The organism is Mesorhizobium sp. SEMIA396, assembly GCF_024518615.1.
Lineage (GTDB): Bacteria > Pseudomonadota > Alphaproteobacteria > Rhizobiales > Rhizobiaceae > Mesorhizobium.
The window spans coordinates 83,056-99,653 of the sequence record NZ_JANIFC010000011.1; the positions used below are offsets into that span (position 1 = coordinate 83,056).

The 16,598-nt window shown below is 63.2% G+C and carries 15 protein-coding genes; 7 read left to right on the forward strand and 8 right to left on the reverse strand.

Annotation, left to right across the window (positions count from 1 at the left end):
• Nucleotides 1–137: 137 nt before the first annotated feature.
• Nucleotides 138–1,079 (reverse strand): phosphoribosylaminoimidazolesuccinocarboxamide synthase, encoded by a 942-nt coding sequence (locus NP503_RS24490; protein WP_127271176.1) that lies wholly within the window; start codon nucleotides 1,077–1,079, stop codon nucleotides 138–140.
• Between the two features lie 204 nt (nucleotides 1,080–1,283).
• On the opposite strand from NP503_RS24490, the gene NP503_RS24495 reads away from it, so the two are divergent.
• Genes NP503_RS24495 through NP503_RS24505 form a run of 3 tightly spaced genes read left to right on the forward strand, consistent with a single transcriptional unit; the run spans nucleotide 1,284 to nucleotide 5,022 of the window.
• Nucleotides 1,284–2,900: a GMC family oxidoreductase gene (locus tag NP503_RS24495; protein ID WP_127272519.1), complete on the forward strand. Its 1,617-nt coding sequence runs from the start codon at nucleotides 1,284–1,286 to the stop codon at nucleotides 2,898–2,900.
• Nucleotides 2,897–4,108 carry a mandelate racemase/muconate lactonizing enzyme family protein gene (locus NP503_RS24500; protein WP_127272520.1) on the forward strand — a complete coding sequence of 404 codons (1,212 nt, stop codon included), beginning with the start codon at nucleotides 2,897–2,899 and terminating at the stop codon, nucleotides 4,106–4,108. Before NP503_RS24495 ends, NP503_RS24500 begins: the two co-directional genes overlap by 4 nt.
• Nucleotides 4,105–5,022, forward strand: a complete 918-nt coding sequence (locus NP503_RS24505) for an NAD(P)-dependent oxidoreductase (protein WP_127268293.1) — start codon at nucleotides 4,105–4,107, stop codon at nucleotides 5,020–5,022. Before NP503_RS24500 ends, NP503_RS24505 begins: the two co-directional genes overlap by 4 nt.
• Before the next feature lie 79 nt (nucleotides 5,023–5,101).
• Here NP503_RS24505 and NP503_RS24510 read toward each other — a convergent pair whose 3' ends face one another.
• Nucleotides 5,102–6,040 (reverse strand): diacylglycerol kinase family protein, encoded by a 939-nt coding sequence (locus NP503_RS24510; protein ID WP_127268294.1) that lies wholly within the window; start codon nucleotides 6,038–6,040, stop codon nucleotides 5,102–5,104.
• Between the two features lie 713 nt (nucleotides 6,041–6,753).
• Between NP503_RS24510 and NP503_RS24515 the strand changes: the two genes are divergently transcribed.
• The 3 genes from NP503_RS24515 (at nucleotide 6,754) to NP503_RS24525 (ending at nucleotide 8,996) form a co-directional block, all read left to right on the forward strand.
• Nucleotides 6,754–7,188 (forward strand): DUF4383 domain-containing protein, encoded by a 435-nt coding sequence (locus NP503_RS24515; RefSeq protein ID WP_127268292.1) that lies wholly within the window; start codon nucleotides 6,754–6,756, stop codon nucleotides 7,186–7,188.
• Between the two features lie 6 nt (nucleotides 7,189–7,194).
• Nucleotides 7,195–8,325, forward strand: coding sequence for a hypothetical protein (locus tag NP503_RS24520; protein ID WP_127268291.1), 1,131 nt, complete (start codon nucleotides 7,195–7,197; stop codon nucleotides 8,323–8,325).
• Between the two features lie 149 nt (nucleotides 8,326–8,474).
• Nucleotides 8,475–8,996: a hypothetical protein gene (locus tag NP503_RS24525; RefSeq protein WP_127268290.1), complete on the forward strand. Its 522-nt coding sequence runs from the start codon at nucleotides 8,475–8,477 to the stop codon at nucleotides 8,994–8,996.
• A gap of 27 nt (nucleotides 8,997–9,023) precedes the next feature.
• On the opposite strand, the gene NP503_RS24530 is transcribed toward NP503_RS24525, so the two are convergent.
• The 6 genes from NP503_RS24530 to NP503_RS24555 form a co-directional block, all read right to left on the reverse strand.
• Nucleotides 9,024–9,554, reverse strand: coding sequence for a dihydrofolate reductase family protein (locus tag NP503_RS24530; protein WP_127268289.1), 531 nt, complete (start codon nucleotides 9,552–9,554; stop codon nucleotides 9,024–9,026).
• 96 nt (nucleotides 9,555–9,650) lie between these two features.
• Nucleotides 9,651–10,283 carry a hypothetical protein gene (locus NP503_RS24535; RefSeq protein WP_127268288.1) on the reverse strand — a complete coding sequence of 211 codons (633 nt, stop codon included), beginning with the start codon at nucleotides 10,281–10,283 and terminating at the stop codon, nucleotides 9,651–9,653.
• 15 nt (nucleotides 10,284–10,298) lie between these two features.
• Nucleotides 10,299–11,921, reverse strand: a complete 1,623-nt coding sequence (locus NP503_RS24540; RefSeq protein ID WP_127272514.1) for an FAD-binding protein — start codon at nucleotides 11,919–11,921, stop codon at nucleotides 10,299–10,301.
• Between the two features lie 232 nt (nucleotides 11,922–12,153).
• On the reverse strand, nucleotides 12,154–12,396 hold the full coding sequence (locus NP503_RS24545; RefSeq protein ID WP_013530037.1) for a DUF1344 domain-containing protein: 243 nt from the start codon (nucleotides 12,394–12,396) through the stop codon (nucleotides 12,154–12,156).
• A gap of 385 nt (nucleotides 12,397–12,781) precedes the next feature.
• The gene (locus NP503_RS24550) at nucleotides 12,782–13,732 is read right to left on the reverse strand and encodes a hypothetical protein (RefSeq protein ID WP_236382890.1); all 951 of its coding nucleotides are present in this window, start codon (nucleotides 13,730–13,732) and stop codon (nucleotides 12,782–12,784) included.
• A 352-nt stretch (nucleotides 13,733–14,084) separates the two neighbouring features.
• On the reverse strand, nucleotides 14,085–15,113 hold the full coding sequence (locus tag NP503_RS24555; RefSeq protein ID WP_127269328.1) for a CapA family protein: 1,029 nt from the start codon (nucleotides 15,111–15,113) through the stop codon (nucleotides 14,085–14,087).
• Between the two features lie 107 nt (nucleotides 15,114–15,220).
• On the opposite strand from NP503_RS24555, the gene NP503_RS24560 reads away from it, so the two are divergent.
• On the forward strand, nucleotides 15,221–16,486 hold the full coding sequence (locus tag NP503_RS24560; RefSeq protein ID WP_127269327.1) for a hypothetical protein: 1,266 nt from the start codon (nucleotides 15,221–15,223) through the stop codon (nucleotides 16,484–16,486).
• Nucleotides 16,487–16,598: the final 112 nt, after the last annotated feature.

The following is a 16,598-nucleotide window of genomic DNA, read 5'->3' on the forward strand; positions in this document are numbered from 1 at the left end:
CGCTGCTTCGCAGCGCCACCCCAAGCTCGCGCCCTTCCTCTACCCCGTCGATCGGGGGAGAGGTGGCGAGCGAAGCTCGACGGAGTGGGGGTCGACTGCGCGGCTTAAGACCAGGCGTTAGCTGAGAGGGGCACCTCTCAAAAATAACCTGCAAGGTTAGCTCTGATGCGATCCAGCACGCTGTCCCCGGAAAGGTCCGGCGAGAATTCCTTACCCGTGATCGCCTCATAGGCCTGCGCGTAGACCCCGGAAGCCTGTTCGACGATCTCGTCGGGTATTTTGGGGATCGGGTCGCTGTAGGGATCGCAGCGCGCCGAGACCCATGAGCGGATGAAATCCTTGTCAAAACTCTCCGGCCGGCTGCCGCTGGCGAGCGCCTGTTCGTAACTCGATGCGATCCAGTACCGGCTGCTGTCAGGCGTGTGGATTTCGTCGGCAAGAATGATGGTCCCGTCCTTGTCGGTGCCGAATTCGTATTTCGTGTCGGCCAGGATCAGGCCGCGCTCAGTGGCGCGCTGCTGGCCGCGGGCGAACAGCCGCAAGGCGTAGTCCGATACGGTATCCCACTGCGCCTGCGTGAGAAGACCCTGCTCGAGAATCTCGGCTTTGGACAGCGGTTCGTCATGGCCGCCATGCGCGGCCTTGCTGGTCGGCGTGATGATCGGCTCCGCCAGTCTTTCATTGTCGCGCAGGCCATCCGGCAGGCGGATGCCGTACATGTCGCGGTCACCGCGCTTGTAGCGCGTCAGGATCGAGGTGCTGGTGGTTCCCGCCAGATAGCCGCGCACGACGATCTCGACCGGCAGGATGTCGAGCCTTGTGCCGACGACGACGTTCGGGTCGGGGTATTCGAGAACATGGTTCGGGCAGATGTCGGCGGTTTCCTCGAACCAGTACCGCGCCGTCTGGGTCAGGATCTCGCCCTTGCAGGGGATCGACGTCAGGATGGTGTCGAAGGCACTGAGGCGGTCGGTGGCGATGATGATGCGCCGGCCGTCCGCAAGGTCATAGTTCTCGCGGACCTTGCCGCTGTAGTGGCCCGGCAGTTCGGGGATGAACGCGTCAGGAAGGGTCCGCATATGATTTCCTGCCTTCCGCAGAGTGGCCGATCCCATCGCATAAGCTGTCGCCCCGGTGCATATCAAGCGCGATTGTCGGGTATCCCCGCAAACTCGACCAGTTCGGCGGTCGCTTTTTTCACAACTGATGCCGGAAGGCGCGGCGACTTGGGAGCGCCGCCGCGTCTAGGCTGCAGCCAATTTTCCGGAGCCGCCCGCATCATCATGCAGACCTATGATTTCATCATCGTCGGCTCCGGCTCGGCCGGCTCGGTCCTGGCCGAAAAACTCTCGGCCTCGGGACGCTTCTCGGTGCTGGTGCTGGAGGCCGGCGGCACCGACCGCCGCTTCTACGTCCAGATGCCGCTCGGCTACGGCAAGACCTTCTTCGATCCCGACGTCAACTGGAACTACAAGGCCGAGCCGGACCCGGGCCTCGCCGGCAATTCCGATCACTGGCCGCGCGGCAAGCTGCTCGGCGGTTCGAGCTCGATCAACGCCATGGTCTGGATCAGGGGCGCGCGCGAGGATTTCGATGCCTGGGCAGCCGCCGGCAATCCCGGCTGGGGCTATGACGATCTGCTGCCCACCTTCAAGGCGCTCGAGAACAACCAGGCCGGTGCCGACACATGGCGCGGCACGGGCGGCCCGCTGCATGTCACCGACTGTTCGGACGCAGTCCACCCGCTGACCAAACGCTATCTCGCCGCCGGCCAGCAGGCCGGCCTGCCGCTCAATCCGGATTTCAACGGCGCCGCCCAGGAGGGCGTCGGCATCTACCAGATCTCGACCCGCAATGGCCGCCGCATGTCGGCGGCGTGCGCTTTCCTGCGCCCGGCGATGAAGCGCGGGAATGTCCGCGTCGAGATGAAGGCGCTGGCGACAAAAATCTTGTTCGAGGGCAAGCGTGCCGTCGGCGTCGAATATCTGCAGAACGGCGAAACGAAGACAGCGCGTGCCGGCCGCGAAATCATCCTGTCGGGCGGTTCGGTCAACTCGCCGCAGCTGCTGCAGCTGTCCGGTGTCGGCCCCTCCGCTCTGCTTAGCGGCCTGGGCATCCCAATCGTCCATGCCAACGAGAATGTCGGCGCGCATCTGCAGGACCATGTCGGCATCAACTACACCTTCAAGGGCAGGCTGCCGACGCTCAACCAGACGCTGCGTCCCTGGTGGGGCAAGCTACTGGTCGGCATGCAATACATCCTGACCCGCTCCGGCCCGCTGTCGCTGTCGATGAACAATGCCGGCGGCTTCTTCCGCACCGACCCTGCGGCGACGCGGCCCAACATGCAGCTCTATTTCCAGGCCTTCTCGACCGTCATTCCCAAGAGCGGCGAGCGCCCGATCCTGACGCCGGACCCATGGCCGGGCTTTTCCATCGGCCTGTCCAATTGCCGCCCGTCGAGCCGTGGCGAGATCATGATCCGCTCGGCCAATCCGCGCGACTACCCCAGGATAACGGCCAATGCCTACTCCACCAATGCCGATGTCGAGGAGATGCTGGCGGCGGTGAAATTCGTGCGCAAGATCGCCTCGATGCCTGCCATGGCCGAGATCATCGAGGAAGAGGTCCTGCCCGGTCCCTCGATCACCTCCGATGCCGATCTGGTCCAGGATTTCCGGAAGCGCTCGGGCACCGTCTATCATCCGGTCTCGACCTGCCGCATGGGGCCGGATCCCGCGCGCGCCGTCGTCGACCCGCGCCTCAAGGTGCATGGTCTGGAAGGTTTGCGCGTCATCGATGCCTCGATCTTTCCCGACAACATCACCGGCAACACCAACGCCGCCTCGATCATGACCGGTTGGAAAGGCGCCGAACTGGTTCTGGAGGACCAAGAATGAAGATCACCGACGTCAAGACCTGGGTTGTCGGCAATCCGCCGCCCGGCATCGGCGGCAAGTATTTCATCTTCGTCAAGCTGACCACCGACGGCGGCGTCGTCGGCTATGGCGAGGCTTACAACGCCACCTTCTCGGCCCATGTTACCGCCCGCATGGTCGAGGACATGGCCGAGCGCTATCTCATCGGCCGCGACCCGCACGACATCGAGAATTTCTTCCGCCGCGCCTATTCCTCCGGCTTCACCCAGCGCCCCGATGTGTCCGGCATGGGCTGCTTCTCGGCGCTGGAAATGGCCTGCTGGGACATCATCGGCAAGGAAGCCGACAAGCCGGTCTATAAACTGCTCGGCGGCCAGGTGCACGAAACGCTGCGTTCCTACACCTATCTCTATCCGCACAGCGGCAGCGTCCATTCCGAGGATGCGCACGGCAAGAACGTCTACAACGATCCAGATCTCGCCGCTGCCTGTGCGCTCGAATATGTCGAGCAGGGTTTCAATGCCGTCAAGCTCGACCCCGCCGGCCCCTACACAGCCTTCGACGGCCATCAGCCGCGCCTCGTCGATATCGACCTGTCCACCCGCATGATCAAGGCGATCCGCGAGGCGGTCGGCACCCGCGCCGACATCCTGTTCGGCACGCACGGCCAGTTCACAGCGTCCGGCGCGCTGCGCATGGCGCGCGCCATCGAGCCCTACGATCCCTTGTGGTTCGAGGAGCCGGTGCCGCCTGATATGCCTGAGGTCATGGCCCAAGTGGCCCGCGCGACCTCGATCCCGATCGCCACCGGCGAGCGGCTAACGACCAAGTTTGAATTCGCCCGCGTCATCGAGAACCGCGCCGCGACCATCCTGCAGCCGGACCTCGGCCGCTCCGGCGGCATTCTCGAAACCAAGAAGATCGCCGCCATGGCCGAGGCCTACCACATCCAGATCGCACCGCATTGCTATTGCGGACCGATCGTCGGTGCGGCCAACATCCAACTGGCGGTGACGCTGCCCAATTTCCTCATCCTCGAATCGCTGAAGCAGTGGGACGGTTTCCACGCCACGCTGCTGAAGAAAAAGATCGAGTGGCAGGACGGCAAAATCATCCCCTCAAAGGAGCCCGGCCTCGGCGTCGAGCTCAACGAGGCGGTCTGCGAAGCACACCCTTACACGGGCAAGGACCTGCATCTGCAGATGATGCAGACGCCGCTGACGCCGTGAGCGAAAGCTACGCCTTCATCGGCCTTGGCCACCTCGGCGGCAACCTTGCCGCCAGCCTGATCCGCAACGGCTTTGCCGTCACGGTCTTCGACCGTGATCCCGCCGCCGTCGAGCGCCTGGTGGCGCTCGGGGCCACAGCGGCAAGCAGCCCCGCCGAGGCCGCCGCACGGGCCGGCAACGCAATCTCCTGCCTGCCCTCTCCGAAGGTGAGCGAAGCCGTGCTGGCGGGCGCCGATGGTCTGCTGGAGGGCCTGCCCGCAGGCGGCACCTGGATCGAGATGTCGACCAACGGCCGCGACGAAATTACCCGCCTCGCCGCCCTCGCCTCGGCCAGGGGCGTCGAGACGCTGGAATGCCCGGTCACCGGTGGCGTGCACCTGGCGGCGGCTGGGAAGATCACCGCGCTGGTCGGTGGCGACGCCGCACTCTATGAACGTCATCGCCCCGCCATCGAGGCGATGTGCGCAAAATCGTTTCTGATGGGCCCGGTCGGCTCGGCGGCGGTGATCAAGGTGATCACCAACATGCTCGCCTTCATCCATCTCGTTGCCGCCGGCGAAGCGCTGATGCTGGCCAAACGAGGCGGGCTCGACCTCGCCCAATCCTACCACGCCATATCAGCCTCCTCCGGCAACAGCTTCGTCCACGAGACCGAAAGCCAGCTCATCCTCAACGGCTCCTACGACATCGGCTTCACCATGGACCTGGCGCTGAAGGACCTCGGCTTCGCGCTCGCCATCGGCGAGCAGTCCGGCGTGCCGCTTGAGCTGGCATCGCGCGTCAACGCCATTTTTCAGCAAGGCAAGGCCGCCTATGGCGGCGGCGCCTGGTCGACCCAGATCGTCAAACTGTTGGAAGATGCCGTCGGCACCGACCTGCGCGCACCTGGTTTCCCGGCCAAGCTCGAACTCTGACGCCGGCTGGATATCAAACGATTTCAGGGCGTTGGCTGGATCGGCGGATCCATCTGAATCAATCTGTCAACGGCTTGATTCAATATCTGAGCGTCAATGCACCGGGCAGGATCTCGAAGGTCGCGGGTATGCGTCCCGGCGACTCGCCGTCTATGTCGACCAGCGCGCCATTCTCTGACGCATCGCCGAGCGGTTCGACCACCACTTTCCTGCCGCGCAGGATGGTGATCGCAGGATGATTGCGATGCCGGCCGCCATAGAGCAGCCGGATGTCCCAGATCAGCTTCAGCTTGCCGGCCGCGCGCAGGATGACGATGTCGAACTGCCCGTCGGTCAGTTCCGCATCCGGCGCGATCATCATGCCGCCGCCGAAGAACTTTCCGTTTGCCACCGCCACCAGCGCCATGCGCGCTTCGACGGGGACGCCGTCGTCGACCGTGATGCTGACCTCCTGGAAGCGGTAGCGGATGAACTCGACCACGGTGCGCCACAGGAACAGCGCCTTGGCCGACATCCTGCCCTTGCGCTTGTCGGCATTGACGGCGCGGTCAGTGGCGCCGGAAAGCCCCAGGCTGGCGATGTTGATGAAATGCCGGCTGGCCAGCGCGCCGTGATCGTCGACGTAGCAGATGCGTCCGGCATCGACCTTGCGGGGCGTGGCTTCGGCGATCCGCTTCAGCACGGCATCGACCTTTTTCGGCAGCCCTAGCCCACGCGCGAAATCGATGCCGGTGCCGCATGGCAAGAGCCCAAGCTCGGTGGTCCGGCCGCTTTCCCTGGCCGCTTGCAGCAGCCCGTCGGCCACTTCGCTGGCGGTGCCGTCGCCGCCGGCCGCGATCACCAGGTCGAAGCCAATCATCGCGAGATCGATTGCCAGCCTTTCGGCGTCGCCTTCCGCTTGCGTCTCGCGCAGTTCGAATTCGCCGAAATGCTTTTTCAGCGACACGGCGACATCAGGCCAATGCCGTTTCAGCCGGCCCCCACCGGCAATCGGGTTGAGAACCACTCCAACTTTCAAATACCCGCCCTCCCCGGCGCCGGACATGCAGGTCCGATCCTTTGCCGGCATTGAAGACCGCACCGGGCGGCAGGGCAAGGCCGAATGTCCGCCGATGAGGCCCATCGTGGCGGACAGGAAAATTTCGTTATCCCAGCTTGATCCCCGATAATCCCGTTATCCACAGGCCTCCGGCCATTCCCCAGGACCCTTACCCGGCGTACGTTAAACCCATCTCAGGCGGCTACCGATCATCAAGCCGAAAGGCGAAGTGAAAGGCGGATTTCCTGAGGCCCGTACGGCCCGAAGCGAGAGCAGGCTTGCCTGTTTTGAGGGACGGAGCCGAGACCTACGGGGCCGCGGAAAGCGTGCCAACGCCTACGGCGGACCGATGCTGCCATGAAGGACGGCAAAAACCTTCGATGGTGCGCAGGGCAAAGCCCGCAAGGGTGAAAACCGGCGTGGTCCCGAACGGACGCTGCTCTCGGGCGGCGGACTGGCAGGACCGTCAAAATCAAGGCCGGCAAGGCGCGACGACTTTACGGAAGTTGCTGCCGCGACCGTGTCCTGATCTGACAGGGAGGCGCTGGGAGAAATCCCGGCGCCGACTGCCTTTTTGCCCCTCGATATCCTTCGCCGGCGATCTCGCGGGCGCCGCTTCACCGCGCGCCAAAATCAGCTAGTATCCCAGCGTCAGAGTCTGTTTTCAGGCGGACTCTTCGAGGGGACACTTCATGACGCTCATCCAGAAGCTTGCCGTCGCCTATGCCTTCCTGTTCTTCGGCGTCGTCGCCATCGGCTACATACCGGCGTTCAACGACGCCGACGGCAATCTGTTCGGCCTGTTCTCGCTGCAATGGTATGACGACCTGCTGCACGCCTTCTCCGGCGTCTGGGCTCTGGCCGCCGCCTTCATCTCGCACCGCCAGGCGGTGTTCTATTTCAAGCTGTTCGGTTCGGTCTACCTGTTCGACGGCGTGCTCGGGCTGATCACCGGTTCCGGCTGCCTCGATGCCGGTATCTTCATCAACGGCTTCCGCTCCCTCAACGATATCGAATTCCCGGCTCGCTTCTTCGCCAACCTGCCGCACCTCGTCATTGGTGGCTTCGCCGTCTATGTCGGCTTCCGGCTGGCCAGGCGCATACACGAACACTTCGCCACGGCCTGACTGGCCATGTTCCTGTTCCGCTGGCTGAAGCGCATCATCAAGACGATCCTCTGGGTGATCGTCATCGTCATCCTCATCCCGATCGCCGGGCTGAGCTACGGCTTTCTGACGACGTCGTCGCTCGACAAGACGCCGCTGCCCGGCATTGCTGACGGCGCGCCGCCCAAGGCGCTGGCCGACAAGGTTCGCGCCGAGATCCCAGGCTACCAGCGGCCGGAGGAATCGACCTTCCTCACCTATCCGGAATGGGCGATCGTCTACGCCGCGCGCGAATATGCCGGCTTCGTCGACAAGGACCAGCCGAGCGGCTTCCCCTACTGGTCCTATGTCGGCCGCTTCTGGCAGGACTACGCCATGGTCATCCGCGCCAGTTCTCCCTATAAGTTCAACTACGCCAACCACCAGATGCTGGTCATCATCGGCACCAGCCACTCGATCGAGCATATATTGCAGTGGGCCTATGAGAACACGGTCGGCCGCATCACCGAGGCGACGACGGCCAAGCGCACCGCCGCCGACATCTATCAGGCCAAGATGGCGGCGGACTATGCAGGGTTTCTCGACCAGGTGCCCTGGTATCAGTTCCCCTATGCCGACAAGCGCGCCGGCCTGTTTGCGGTGCAGTCGGCGCCGGGCGACAGTTCCATCCGCACCAGCGAACGCAAGCTCGCCTTCGGCCTCGCCGACACCATCAAGCAGGGCTATGCCGACCTGATCACCAAGGCGCTCGCTGCCACGATGGACCCCGCCTTGCTCGACATCCATGTCTGGGCCAAGGGACCCGTCGGCGAAGCCACCCGCAACGAGCCCGACACCTTGCTCGAACGCGACATGGGCGCTGACGGCACCATCTTCGTCACCAGGCGCTATCAGGTGTTCACCGAAGTGATCCCGCGCCTGATCGACAAGGGCGTCTCCTTCGTCGAGATCGGCGGCAATGACGAGATCATGGTCACCGTGCTCTCCACCGATACGATCGTCATCCCCGAAGGCATGCGCATCCTGTTCAGCTATCCGCTGCCGGCCGACCCGGCGATGCGCCGCACCGGCATGATCGTCGCCGTGCGCAAGCTGCATCTCGTGCTGCCGGCGCTGATCAAGGCCGGCGCCAAGCTTGAACACGTCTACGACTACTGAGGCCTTTCGGCCACGCCCGGCCAGGATCATGCATTTCCTGGCCTCCGCCACGCCCATTCCACAATCGCGGCCAAATCCCGCCTTGTTCGCGCGCGAAGGACTGGGAAGAAATGAATGGGCTGCCGGGGGCATCTCGAAGGGACAAGACCGTGATCAAGACCGCCCTTATCGCCATGACCATAGTCGGCTGCGACTGCGACGCCAAGCTTTGCGAATATATCGGCGAGACGCCGGCCAAGTGGTCGACCGTCGCCGAGTGCGAAGCGGCGATGAAGAGCCAGATGCTGCACGAGCGCAATTTCAATTATCCGCTCGTCTCCGGCATCTGCCGCACGAAGGGTTCGTCGTCCTCCTCGCAACTGGCCGCGACCGCATCGCGCCCGAAACTGAAGCCCGCCAGCCGGGTCGTCAGAACCGAAAGCCCATTGCCGCCTGAATTGAGCCACCGGCCAAGCGTCTCGGTCGGTTCGCCGACGACGGCCATGGAAGCCGATGCCGCCCGGCCCGTCGCCTATGAACAGGTGGTCGATGGCGGAACCGGTGTGCTCTATCGCACCAAGAACGGCTACGCCGTGGTCAAGACCGATCTCGGCCGCGCCGCCTCGGCAACCGCCGACGCCGCGAAACGCTCCGTGAACTGGCTGGCCGGACTGATGCCAAAGGGGCTGTAAGCCCCCTGGCGTTTGACGACCGCGTGGTCAGGCAGGCACATAGGTCAACCTGATCACGTCGTCGCCAATCAAATCGCTGGCCACAAAGCGAAGCGGCGGCCGGGGGCCGGCGAAGAATGGCTTGCCCTGACCGAGCACGAACGGATGGAGGTAGAGTTGATATTCATCGATAAGACCAAGGTCGGTCAGGCTTCGTGCCAGGTCTGGTCCGGAAACTGAAATCTCCCCGACGAGCTCAGCCTTAAGCCCACCTATCACCGCCTCGACGTCGTCCGCGACAAGTGTGGCATTGGGGCCGACCGACTTCAGCGAGCGCGACACAACCCATTTCGGTTGGCTCCGCCACGCCGCCGCGAATTCGTGCGCCTCCGCGTTCCACTCAGGACTGTCTTCGTCCCAATAGCGCATGACCTCGTACATGCCGCGACCGTACACACTGCCACTCAAATTGCGCACTTGCTCCATCCAGTGACGAAAGATTGTCGGGCCTGACGGCATTTTCTGGTGGTCGACGTAACCGTCGAGGGACTGGTTCATTCTGAAAATGAGCTTCGCCATGCTGCAGGATCTCCAACCTCCGGATCGTCAGAATAACTTGAGCCGCCGTTACGCAAAAGTGTGGATCCCAACCGAAATTCAAACCGGGACACGACCCTAGTCCCGCTGCAACTTGACTTTCAGGCTCTTCCAGAACTTGTCGATCAGCGGCTTTTCGGTCGCTGCATCCTCGCCGGCAATGCGGGTGATGAACAGCAGCCCCCGATCGGCCAGGCCGAAGCCGACGATCTCGAAATCGGCGGTGTCGGTGCGTGTCGTCACCTCGGCGCGGATCCCGGTCAATTCCTTGCCGTCGGCGAGTTTGCGCGTCGTCGGCTCCTGCGTCAGCGTGGCGCCGGCCAGCACCGATTCCTTGGTCATCTCCTGCAGCATCAGCTGGTTAAGCGACACCGGATTCATCGCGCCATATTCCTGCACCACGACGATCGTGCCGAGAGCCGACGCCATCAGATACTGCGTGATATCATCGCCGAGGTCGGTCTTGGTCACCGAAATGTTGCTGGGGTGAACGAAGGAGAAAACGCTGCCGGAAAAGGTGGCGAAGTCGTTGCGTTCGAGCGTCACCTTGCTCTGCTTGCCGCCAGGCAGGGTCACGTCTGCGCTCTCGCCGGGATCGATATCGACCGTCACACCGTCGATGGTCAGCTTGAAGGCCTTGAGATCCTCGGCTCCGGCAGGGCCAGCGCACAGCGCGATGAGGATGAGTGCCGCGGCTGATACCTTGCGCATGAAGTCTCCTAACGTCTACGCCACCCCGCTCAGCGCCTTGATGGCACGGTAGAAGGTCGAGGAAAACAGTTCCGTCGGGTCATACTGCCGCTTCGCCGCCAGGAAGGCCGGCAGTTCGGGATAGGAGGCCAGCAATTCCCTGGCCGTATAATGCAGCTGGTAAGGCAGGAAGAAGCGCCCGCCATGCTTGATCGTCACGTCGATCAGCGCCCGCGTCAGCGCCCGCATCCTGGCATTGCCGTCGGCATCGGTCGGCTGGTTGATGTAGAGCACCAGCGAATAGGCCGGCTCCGGCGCGTAGGTCAGCGCCACATCCTCCTTGTGGACGATGCGCACCGAAGCATTGAGCACCGGCAGCGTCTGGTTGCGCAGGATCTCGCGCGCTTCCGCGATGAATTCGACATAGGCGGCACGTGGAATAAAATATTCGTGCAGGATGTCGGTTTCTTCCATCTGATCGTTGAAGAGATAGGGCACCGAATCGTGCATCGGGTTGTTGCGGGTGACGAGACAAGCCTCGCCCTCGGCCATGGCTGAGGTGCGCGCCACCGTGCAGCTTTCGAATTTCGGCTCCAGGGTCTTTTCGGTGAACCACTTCAGTTCCTGGAACAGGCTGCCCCATTTCGCCAGGTTGATGATCACCCGCTTCAACCCAACCGAACCCGGCTCGCCGATCTCAGGCTGATCCGCCGGCGGCTGCTCCGCCACCTTGTCGTAACGGTAGACGATCATGTCCTCGAGGAAATTGCCGGGCGCCGTCGACAGATGGCCGTAGAACAGGCCGATGTCCTTGTTCGGCTCCAGCACCTCGGCGAAGAATTTCGGAAAATCGTCCGATCTGATGATTTCGCGCGAGGTCCGGTAGACGGCGTTGTCGACGACATCGAGCGTCGCCTCCAGCACCACGCCGAACAGGCCGTAGCCGCCCACGACGTGCCGGAACAGATCGGTGTTCTCGGTCGGCGAGCAGGTGGTCACCGAGCCGTCAGCCAGCATCACTCGCATCGAGCGGATCGAGCCCGCCACCGAGCCTGCCTGGTGGTCCATGCCGTGCGCATTGACCGACAGTGAGCCGCCGACCGAGAAGATGTCGGTCGACTGCATCGCCTTCACCGCTAAGCGCGGATGCAGAAGGTTCTGGATGTCGTGCCAGCGCGCGCCCGGCTGCAAGGTCATGGTCTTGGCCGCCGCATCGACGGTGACTTTGTTGAACTTTCTGAGGTCGAGCACCAGCGCGTTGTCGTCGAAGGTATGCCCGCCCATCGAATGGCGGATGGCGGCCAGTGAGACTTTCAGGCCATTGGCACGCGCGAAGGCCAGCGCATTGCCGATGTGCTCGTCCTCGCTGATCTCGACGACGCCGTAAACCGGCGTCATCGACAGGCCGCTGGCATCGTTGATGTCGCCGCCTTTTGCCGACCAGGGCAGCGACGCGTCGAAGGCCGGCGCATTGTCCAGCGGCTTCAGAGGCAGCGCGAAGCCGTCTATATCGGCTATCCGTCCTGCGTTCTTCGGCCCCGAAGGCGCGCGCGCCAGCCGCGCCACCGTGTTGCCGCCCCACAGCACCGCGCCGCCGACGACAGCCGCACCCAGCAGCAACCGCCGCGACAGGCGAAACCCTTTTTGTTCGTCGGCCATGATATCCCCCGTTGGCCAAGGGATAGCGCGGCTTTTTGGCAAAAACCATAGCGATGCCGCCGGACAGCATTCCGCCGGCCGGCCCTGGGGTCCAGCCGGAAGACCTTATCCAGGTCGCCCGGCATCGAGAGCCGACGGATGAAAATGGCCGATCCCCGGAGGGACCGGCCATGAGTGGAACAGGGCTTGTAAAATCCGGTCAGCAGGTCTGCCGACGCACGATGTTCTCGCCTTACGAGGCCTTCTTGATCGACGTCACGATGCCGGTCTTGTCATCGACAGTCACAGCCACCTTGGCGCCGACCTTCAGTTTCCCGATCGTCGCCTCCGGCGACAGCTGGTAGATCTTGCCGTCGTCGAGGGTGATCGACTTGGTCGTCGGGTCGACGGCCTGGATGGTGCCCTGAACGGTCGCGGCATAGGCGGTGCCGAGGAAGGCGAGCAGAGCGGCGGTGGTTGCGAGGGTCTTCTTCATTGGTAAGCACTCCGTGCTGTTTCACTTTCCGGACCGCCGCCTTGGGAAACGACAGCACCGGACGGCTTGAAACTGGAACGGAAAGCGCTCCCTCCGCAAATCACGTTGGGTGAATTTTCGCAAACAATATCATAGGCTTAATTCCGACATATTGCTTGTTGCCGACATCATTTCAGACCGCTTCGACTCCTCCAATGCCCACTTCTATCCGCGAAAAGAGTCGCTTAGCCGATTGTGACGGCGGCTTTGGATCGCCACGCGGTCGCTGCAATCGACCTCGAGCAGCATCACGAAACAGCCTGCTCACCGACCATCGACACAAATTTTGTTTCATGGTCAGAGGCGGACTATAGGCGTGACAAATACGGCTTCGACGGCTGACGGCTCAGCCCGCCTCGTCCTTCGCGCCGATCTTGCGCACAAGTGCCGCCGTCGCCAGCATCGCGCCCATGTCTGATATCATCGGCGCGACATGCGTGCTGTAATCGAGCGGCACCGAAATATCCGGCAGTTCGAAGAAGTTCTTCGTCTGCGGCAGCAGCAGGAACCCATCGCTGCCATTGAGCGCGACACGGGCCGGATCGTCCGGCCAGGTTTCGCCAAGCCATTTCAGCGCCTGCGCCAGCCGGCCGCTCACCAGCGGCTGTGCCGCTCCGAGATTGTCGGTGCGGAACTCGTAGGCGGCATCAAGCGCCACGTCGCCACTGGACAGTTCCTGCAGCTTGCTGGCGAACATGCCGCGAAAGAAGCTGATGACGGCATTGGTCCGCCGCGTCGCCACCAATATGCCGGGGAACGGCGCGATGGTCTCGAAGGCGACGATGACGCCCTGGAAGGCGGTCGACGAGCCCTTGCCCGACCCTTCCCGCAGATGCGCCTCGTAGAGTTCGAACGGAAACCCTTCGTAGCGGCCCGCGACGATGTCGTCGAACGCCTGCCGGTTGAACGGACCAACCGCCGTGCGCGGCAATCGGTCGAATGAATTCGGCGTCACGCCATGCTGGTAGCGCATGTCGGCGATGAAGCCGAAGATGATCGGCAGCAGCGTCTCGCGGAACGATTGCTGCAGCCGCATCGCCGGTTTCCTGGCCTGGAAATAGAGCAGGATCGAAGCCGCGAAGCCGATCACATAGAGAAATACATGTGGCGTCGAGACCCATTGCTCGTTGGGGTCGGCGACCTTGTTGAACAGCCACGCGACCAGCACCACGGCCACCAGCACCAGCCCCACGAACACCGGCACCCGCCAGCGCACTTGCCGGACCGCCGAGGCCCTCGCCGCTTCATAGGCCTCTATGTCTTTCCGGATGCCGGCGATGACCGTTTCGCTCGGCATGAAATCCGCTGTTTCCACCGCTACCCCCGCAAGCCTCGACAAATTCATGATAGCTGGTTTTGTTCGATGTATCGACTGCAGTGCCTCTTCAACAAATGTCCACGCCTGATTACCACGTGGTTCCCCCAATCCGTCGCTGCTTCGCAGCGCCACCTTTCCCCCTCCGGAGGGAAAGGAAAGGAGCGTTGCTGGACGAGCGCTGACGGCAAAAGCTTGGCGCCTTTCCTCTACCCCGTCGATCGGGGGAGAGGTGGATCGGCGAAGCCGAGACGGAGTGGGGGTCGACCAGCGCCGCAAAAGACAATGCATGCGCCAGCCTGGACCCATAGGCAACGTCTCGTCGCTTGCAGCACTAAGGAAAGACCGCTTTCAGTCGCCCCTCGACCTTGTCACGCACTCGGCCCTCCAATGCCTCCACCACCACCAGCCGCTCACGGTCGCCGGCGCGCAGGCGCATGAAGGGATGCATTTGGTAAGATGCGATCGTGCCGCACGTACCGGCATCGGCACTGACTTCGACAATGAGGATAGAACCGATGCGACCGGGCCATGGCTGGCGGGCGAAGGCGGTGCCGAGGAAATCGCCGAGCCCATAAGCGACCACCGTCTTGTGGATCCTTTCCACCGGCTGCACGACATGGGCGTGATGGCCGGCGATCAGTCCGACGCCCTGCCCGGCCAGCCGCCTGGCCAGAACTCGCGTCTCGGCACGCGGAAAATGCCGGAACTCCCAGTCCCAATGCGGCACGGCGCAGAGAAGATCCAAGCCAGCGCGCGGCCAGCCCGCCGAATCGCTGTCCATCGAAACGCGCCCCGCAAACAGTTTTTCATCGGCGTTGCGCCACAGCGTGAAGGCGGCAAAGCCTACATTGAGCGATCCAACCTGCACCGGCACAACCGGACCGTCGGCGGCCAGGCCGATCGTGCGGATGCCGAGCCGCAGCAACGCCGCGACCGTCTCGTCGAAACCGGCGACGCCCTGATCGAGCACATGGTTGTTGGCCAGCGACAGCACGAGCCTTTCTCGCGCAATACCAACCGCCGCCAGCGCCTCGGCCAGAAACAACTCGCTCATCGCATGATGCGTGCCGAGCCTTGTGCCCAGCGCCGCGCTTGGTCTATCCACCACAGGGCTTTCGCAATTGCCGATCACCAGATCGGCGCCGCCAAGCAGTGCCTTGATCGCCGGATCGCAGTCCGGCGCACCGCGATTGGCCACCGCCGAGATGTCGCCGACGAACGCCAGCCGCATTGTCTGCCTTGGCGCTGAATCGATCAGCGTTTCCGCCATGGGCGAAAAGTCTTGCGCGTCGCCGGCCAGCGATGGCTTGAGGAAACGCGGCAGCCAGGACAGCTTGTAGGAAAGCGGATAGTTCGACACGCGATGCCCAATTGTTTGCCCTGTGTAAACCGTCCTCGCGGCGGGTTGAAGCGCAGCGTTGCAAATGGTGTATATCTGCGCGGCGCGACAAATATTGGGGGGAAAAGATGACACGACTGGCAGGCCTGCTGACATCCGCTTTCATTTTGCTCCTGCCGCTGTCTTCCGCGTCGGCGGCAATGCCCGAAGCGGCTACCCGACTGTTCGAGGCGAAGAGCGTGGCCGCGCGCGACACTGCCCTGTCGGTACTTGAGGCCGCCGCGCCAAAAGACCCGGCATCCGCCTATGCGGCCGGGGCGGGCGAGTTCTTCACCGCACTGGAGATCCTGGCCACCGGCCTGCACCGTCATGGTTTCGAAAGCCCGCAATCCTTCATGCTGCCGCTGATGCGGTTGCCGGTGCCCGATAATCCCAATCCCGAGCCGCTGACTTACGAGCAGTTCCGCGCCATCCTGGTCGGGTTCCGCGACCGGCTGGAGAAATCCGCCGCCACGTTTGCGTCGGTGCCGCCCGATGCCGATATCGGCATGGTCATCGATCTCACCCGCGCGGGCATCGACCTCAACGAGGACGGCACCATCGCGCCGGACGAGAGCATGGCGGCGATCATTGCCGGGTTGTCACGCGGCGGCATTACATCGGACGATGCCGTTCCCACGCTCACCTTCCGTTTCGACCGCGCCGACGGATACTGGCTGCAGGGCTATGCCGAGTTCCTGATGGCGCAGGCCGATTTCTGGCTTGCGCATGATTTCAGGAGCACCTTCGACGGCTCGTTCCACATGCTGTTCCCGCGCGCCAAGCTGCCGTTGCAGGATATTCTGGTGCCGCCGGCCGGCGACATGGGCTCGAGCATCTTCTCCTCGGAATGGCGCATCGCCGATTTCATCTCGATGGTGCATCTCATCAACTGGCCGGTGATCGAGCCGGAGCGCCGTCAAGCAGCGCGCCGCCATTTGCTGGAAATGATCCGGCTGTCGCGCGAGGACTGGAAGGCGATCCGCGCCGAGACCGACAATGACCGCGAATGGCTGCCTGGCCCGCAGCAGAAGGGCGAGAACCCGCTCACCGGCCTCGAAGTCGGCGAGGAGCAGGTTCAGGCCTGGCTCGCCGCCCTGACCATGGCCGAGGATCTCCTGGAAGGCCGCAAGCTGCTGCCGCATTTCCGCGTCACCGCCGGCACAGGCCTAGGAATCAACATGAAGCGCTTCTTCGATGACCCGAAAAACTTCGATCTGGTGCTGTCGATCACCGGCCCGGCCATCGCGCCCTACCTCGAAAGCGGCGAACTCGTGACCAGCGACGATTTCGACCAGATCCAGCGCCAGTTCGGCGGCGGCGGGTTTTTGACGTTTGCGCTCTGGTTCAACTGAGGACGGGCTGCTTCAGGCCCTTCCGCAGGGGAAATCTTGGCAAGACCGGCAACATTTTTACTGGAAGCAGGCGCCTTTCCCAGGCGATGTCTGCTGGCAGTCACCTCACTGC

Coding starts and splice junctions, on each gene's coding strand:
- NP503_RS24490 (WP_127271176.1), bottom strand. CDS start 1,079: ATGCGGACCCTTCCTGACGCGTTCATCCCCGAACTGCCGGGCCACTAC.
- NP503_RS24495 (WP_127272519.1), top strand. CDS start 1,284: ATGCAGACCTATGATTTCATCATCGTCGGCTCCGGCTCGGCCGGCTCG.
- NP503_RS24500 (WP_127272520.1), top strand. CDS start 2,897: ATGAAGATCACCGACGTCAAGACCTGGGTTGTCGGCAATCCGCCGCCC.
- NP503_RS24515 (WP_127268292.1), top strand. CDS start 6,754: ATGACGCTCATCCAGAAGCTTGCCGTCGCCTATGCCTTCCTGTTCTTC.
- NP503_RS24520 (WP_127268291.1), top strand. CDS start 7,195: ATGTTCCTGTTCCGCTGGCTGAAGCGCATCATCAAGACGATCCTCTGG.
- NP503_RS24530 (WP_127268289.1), bottom strand. CDS start 9,554: ATGGCGAAGCTCATTTTCAGAATGAACCAGTCCCTCGACGGTTACGTC.
- NP503_RS24535 (WP_127268288.1), bottom strand. CDS start 10,283: ATGCGCAAGGTATCAGCCGCGGCACTCATCCTCATCGCGCTGTGCGCT.
- NP503_RS24540 (WP_127272514.1), bottom strand. CDS start 11,921: ATGGCCGACGAACAAAAAGGGTTTCGCCTGTCGCGGCGGTTGCTGCTG.
- NP503_RS24545 (WP_013530037.1), bottom strand. CDS start 12,396: ATGAAGAAGACCCTCGCAACCACCGCCGCTCTGCTCGCCTTCCTCGGC.
- NP503_RS24550 (WP_236382890.1), bottom strand. CDS start 13,732: ATGCCGAGCGAAACGGTCATCGCCGGCATCCGGAAAGACATAGAGGCC.
- NP503_RS24560 (WP_127269327.1), top strand. CDS start 15,221: ATGACACGACTGGCAGGCCTGCTGACATCCGCTTTCATTTTGCTCCTG.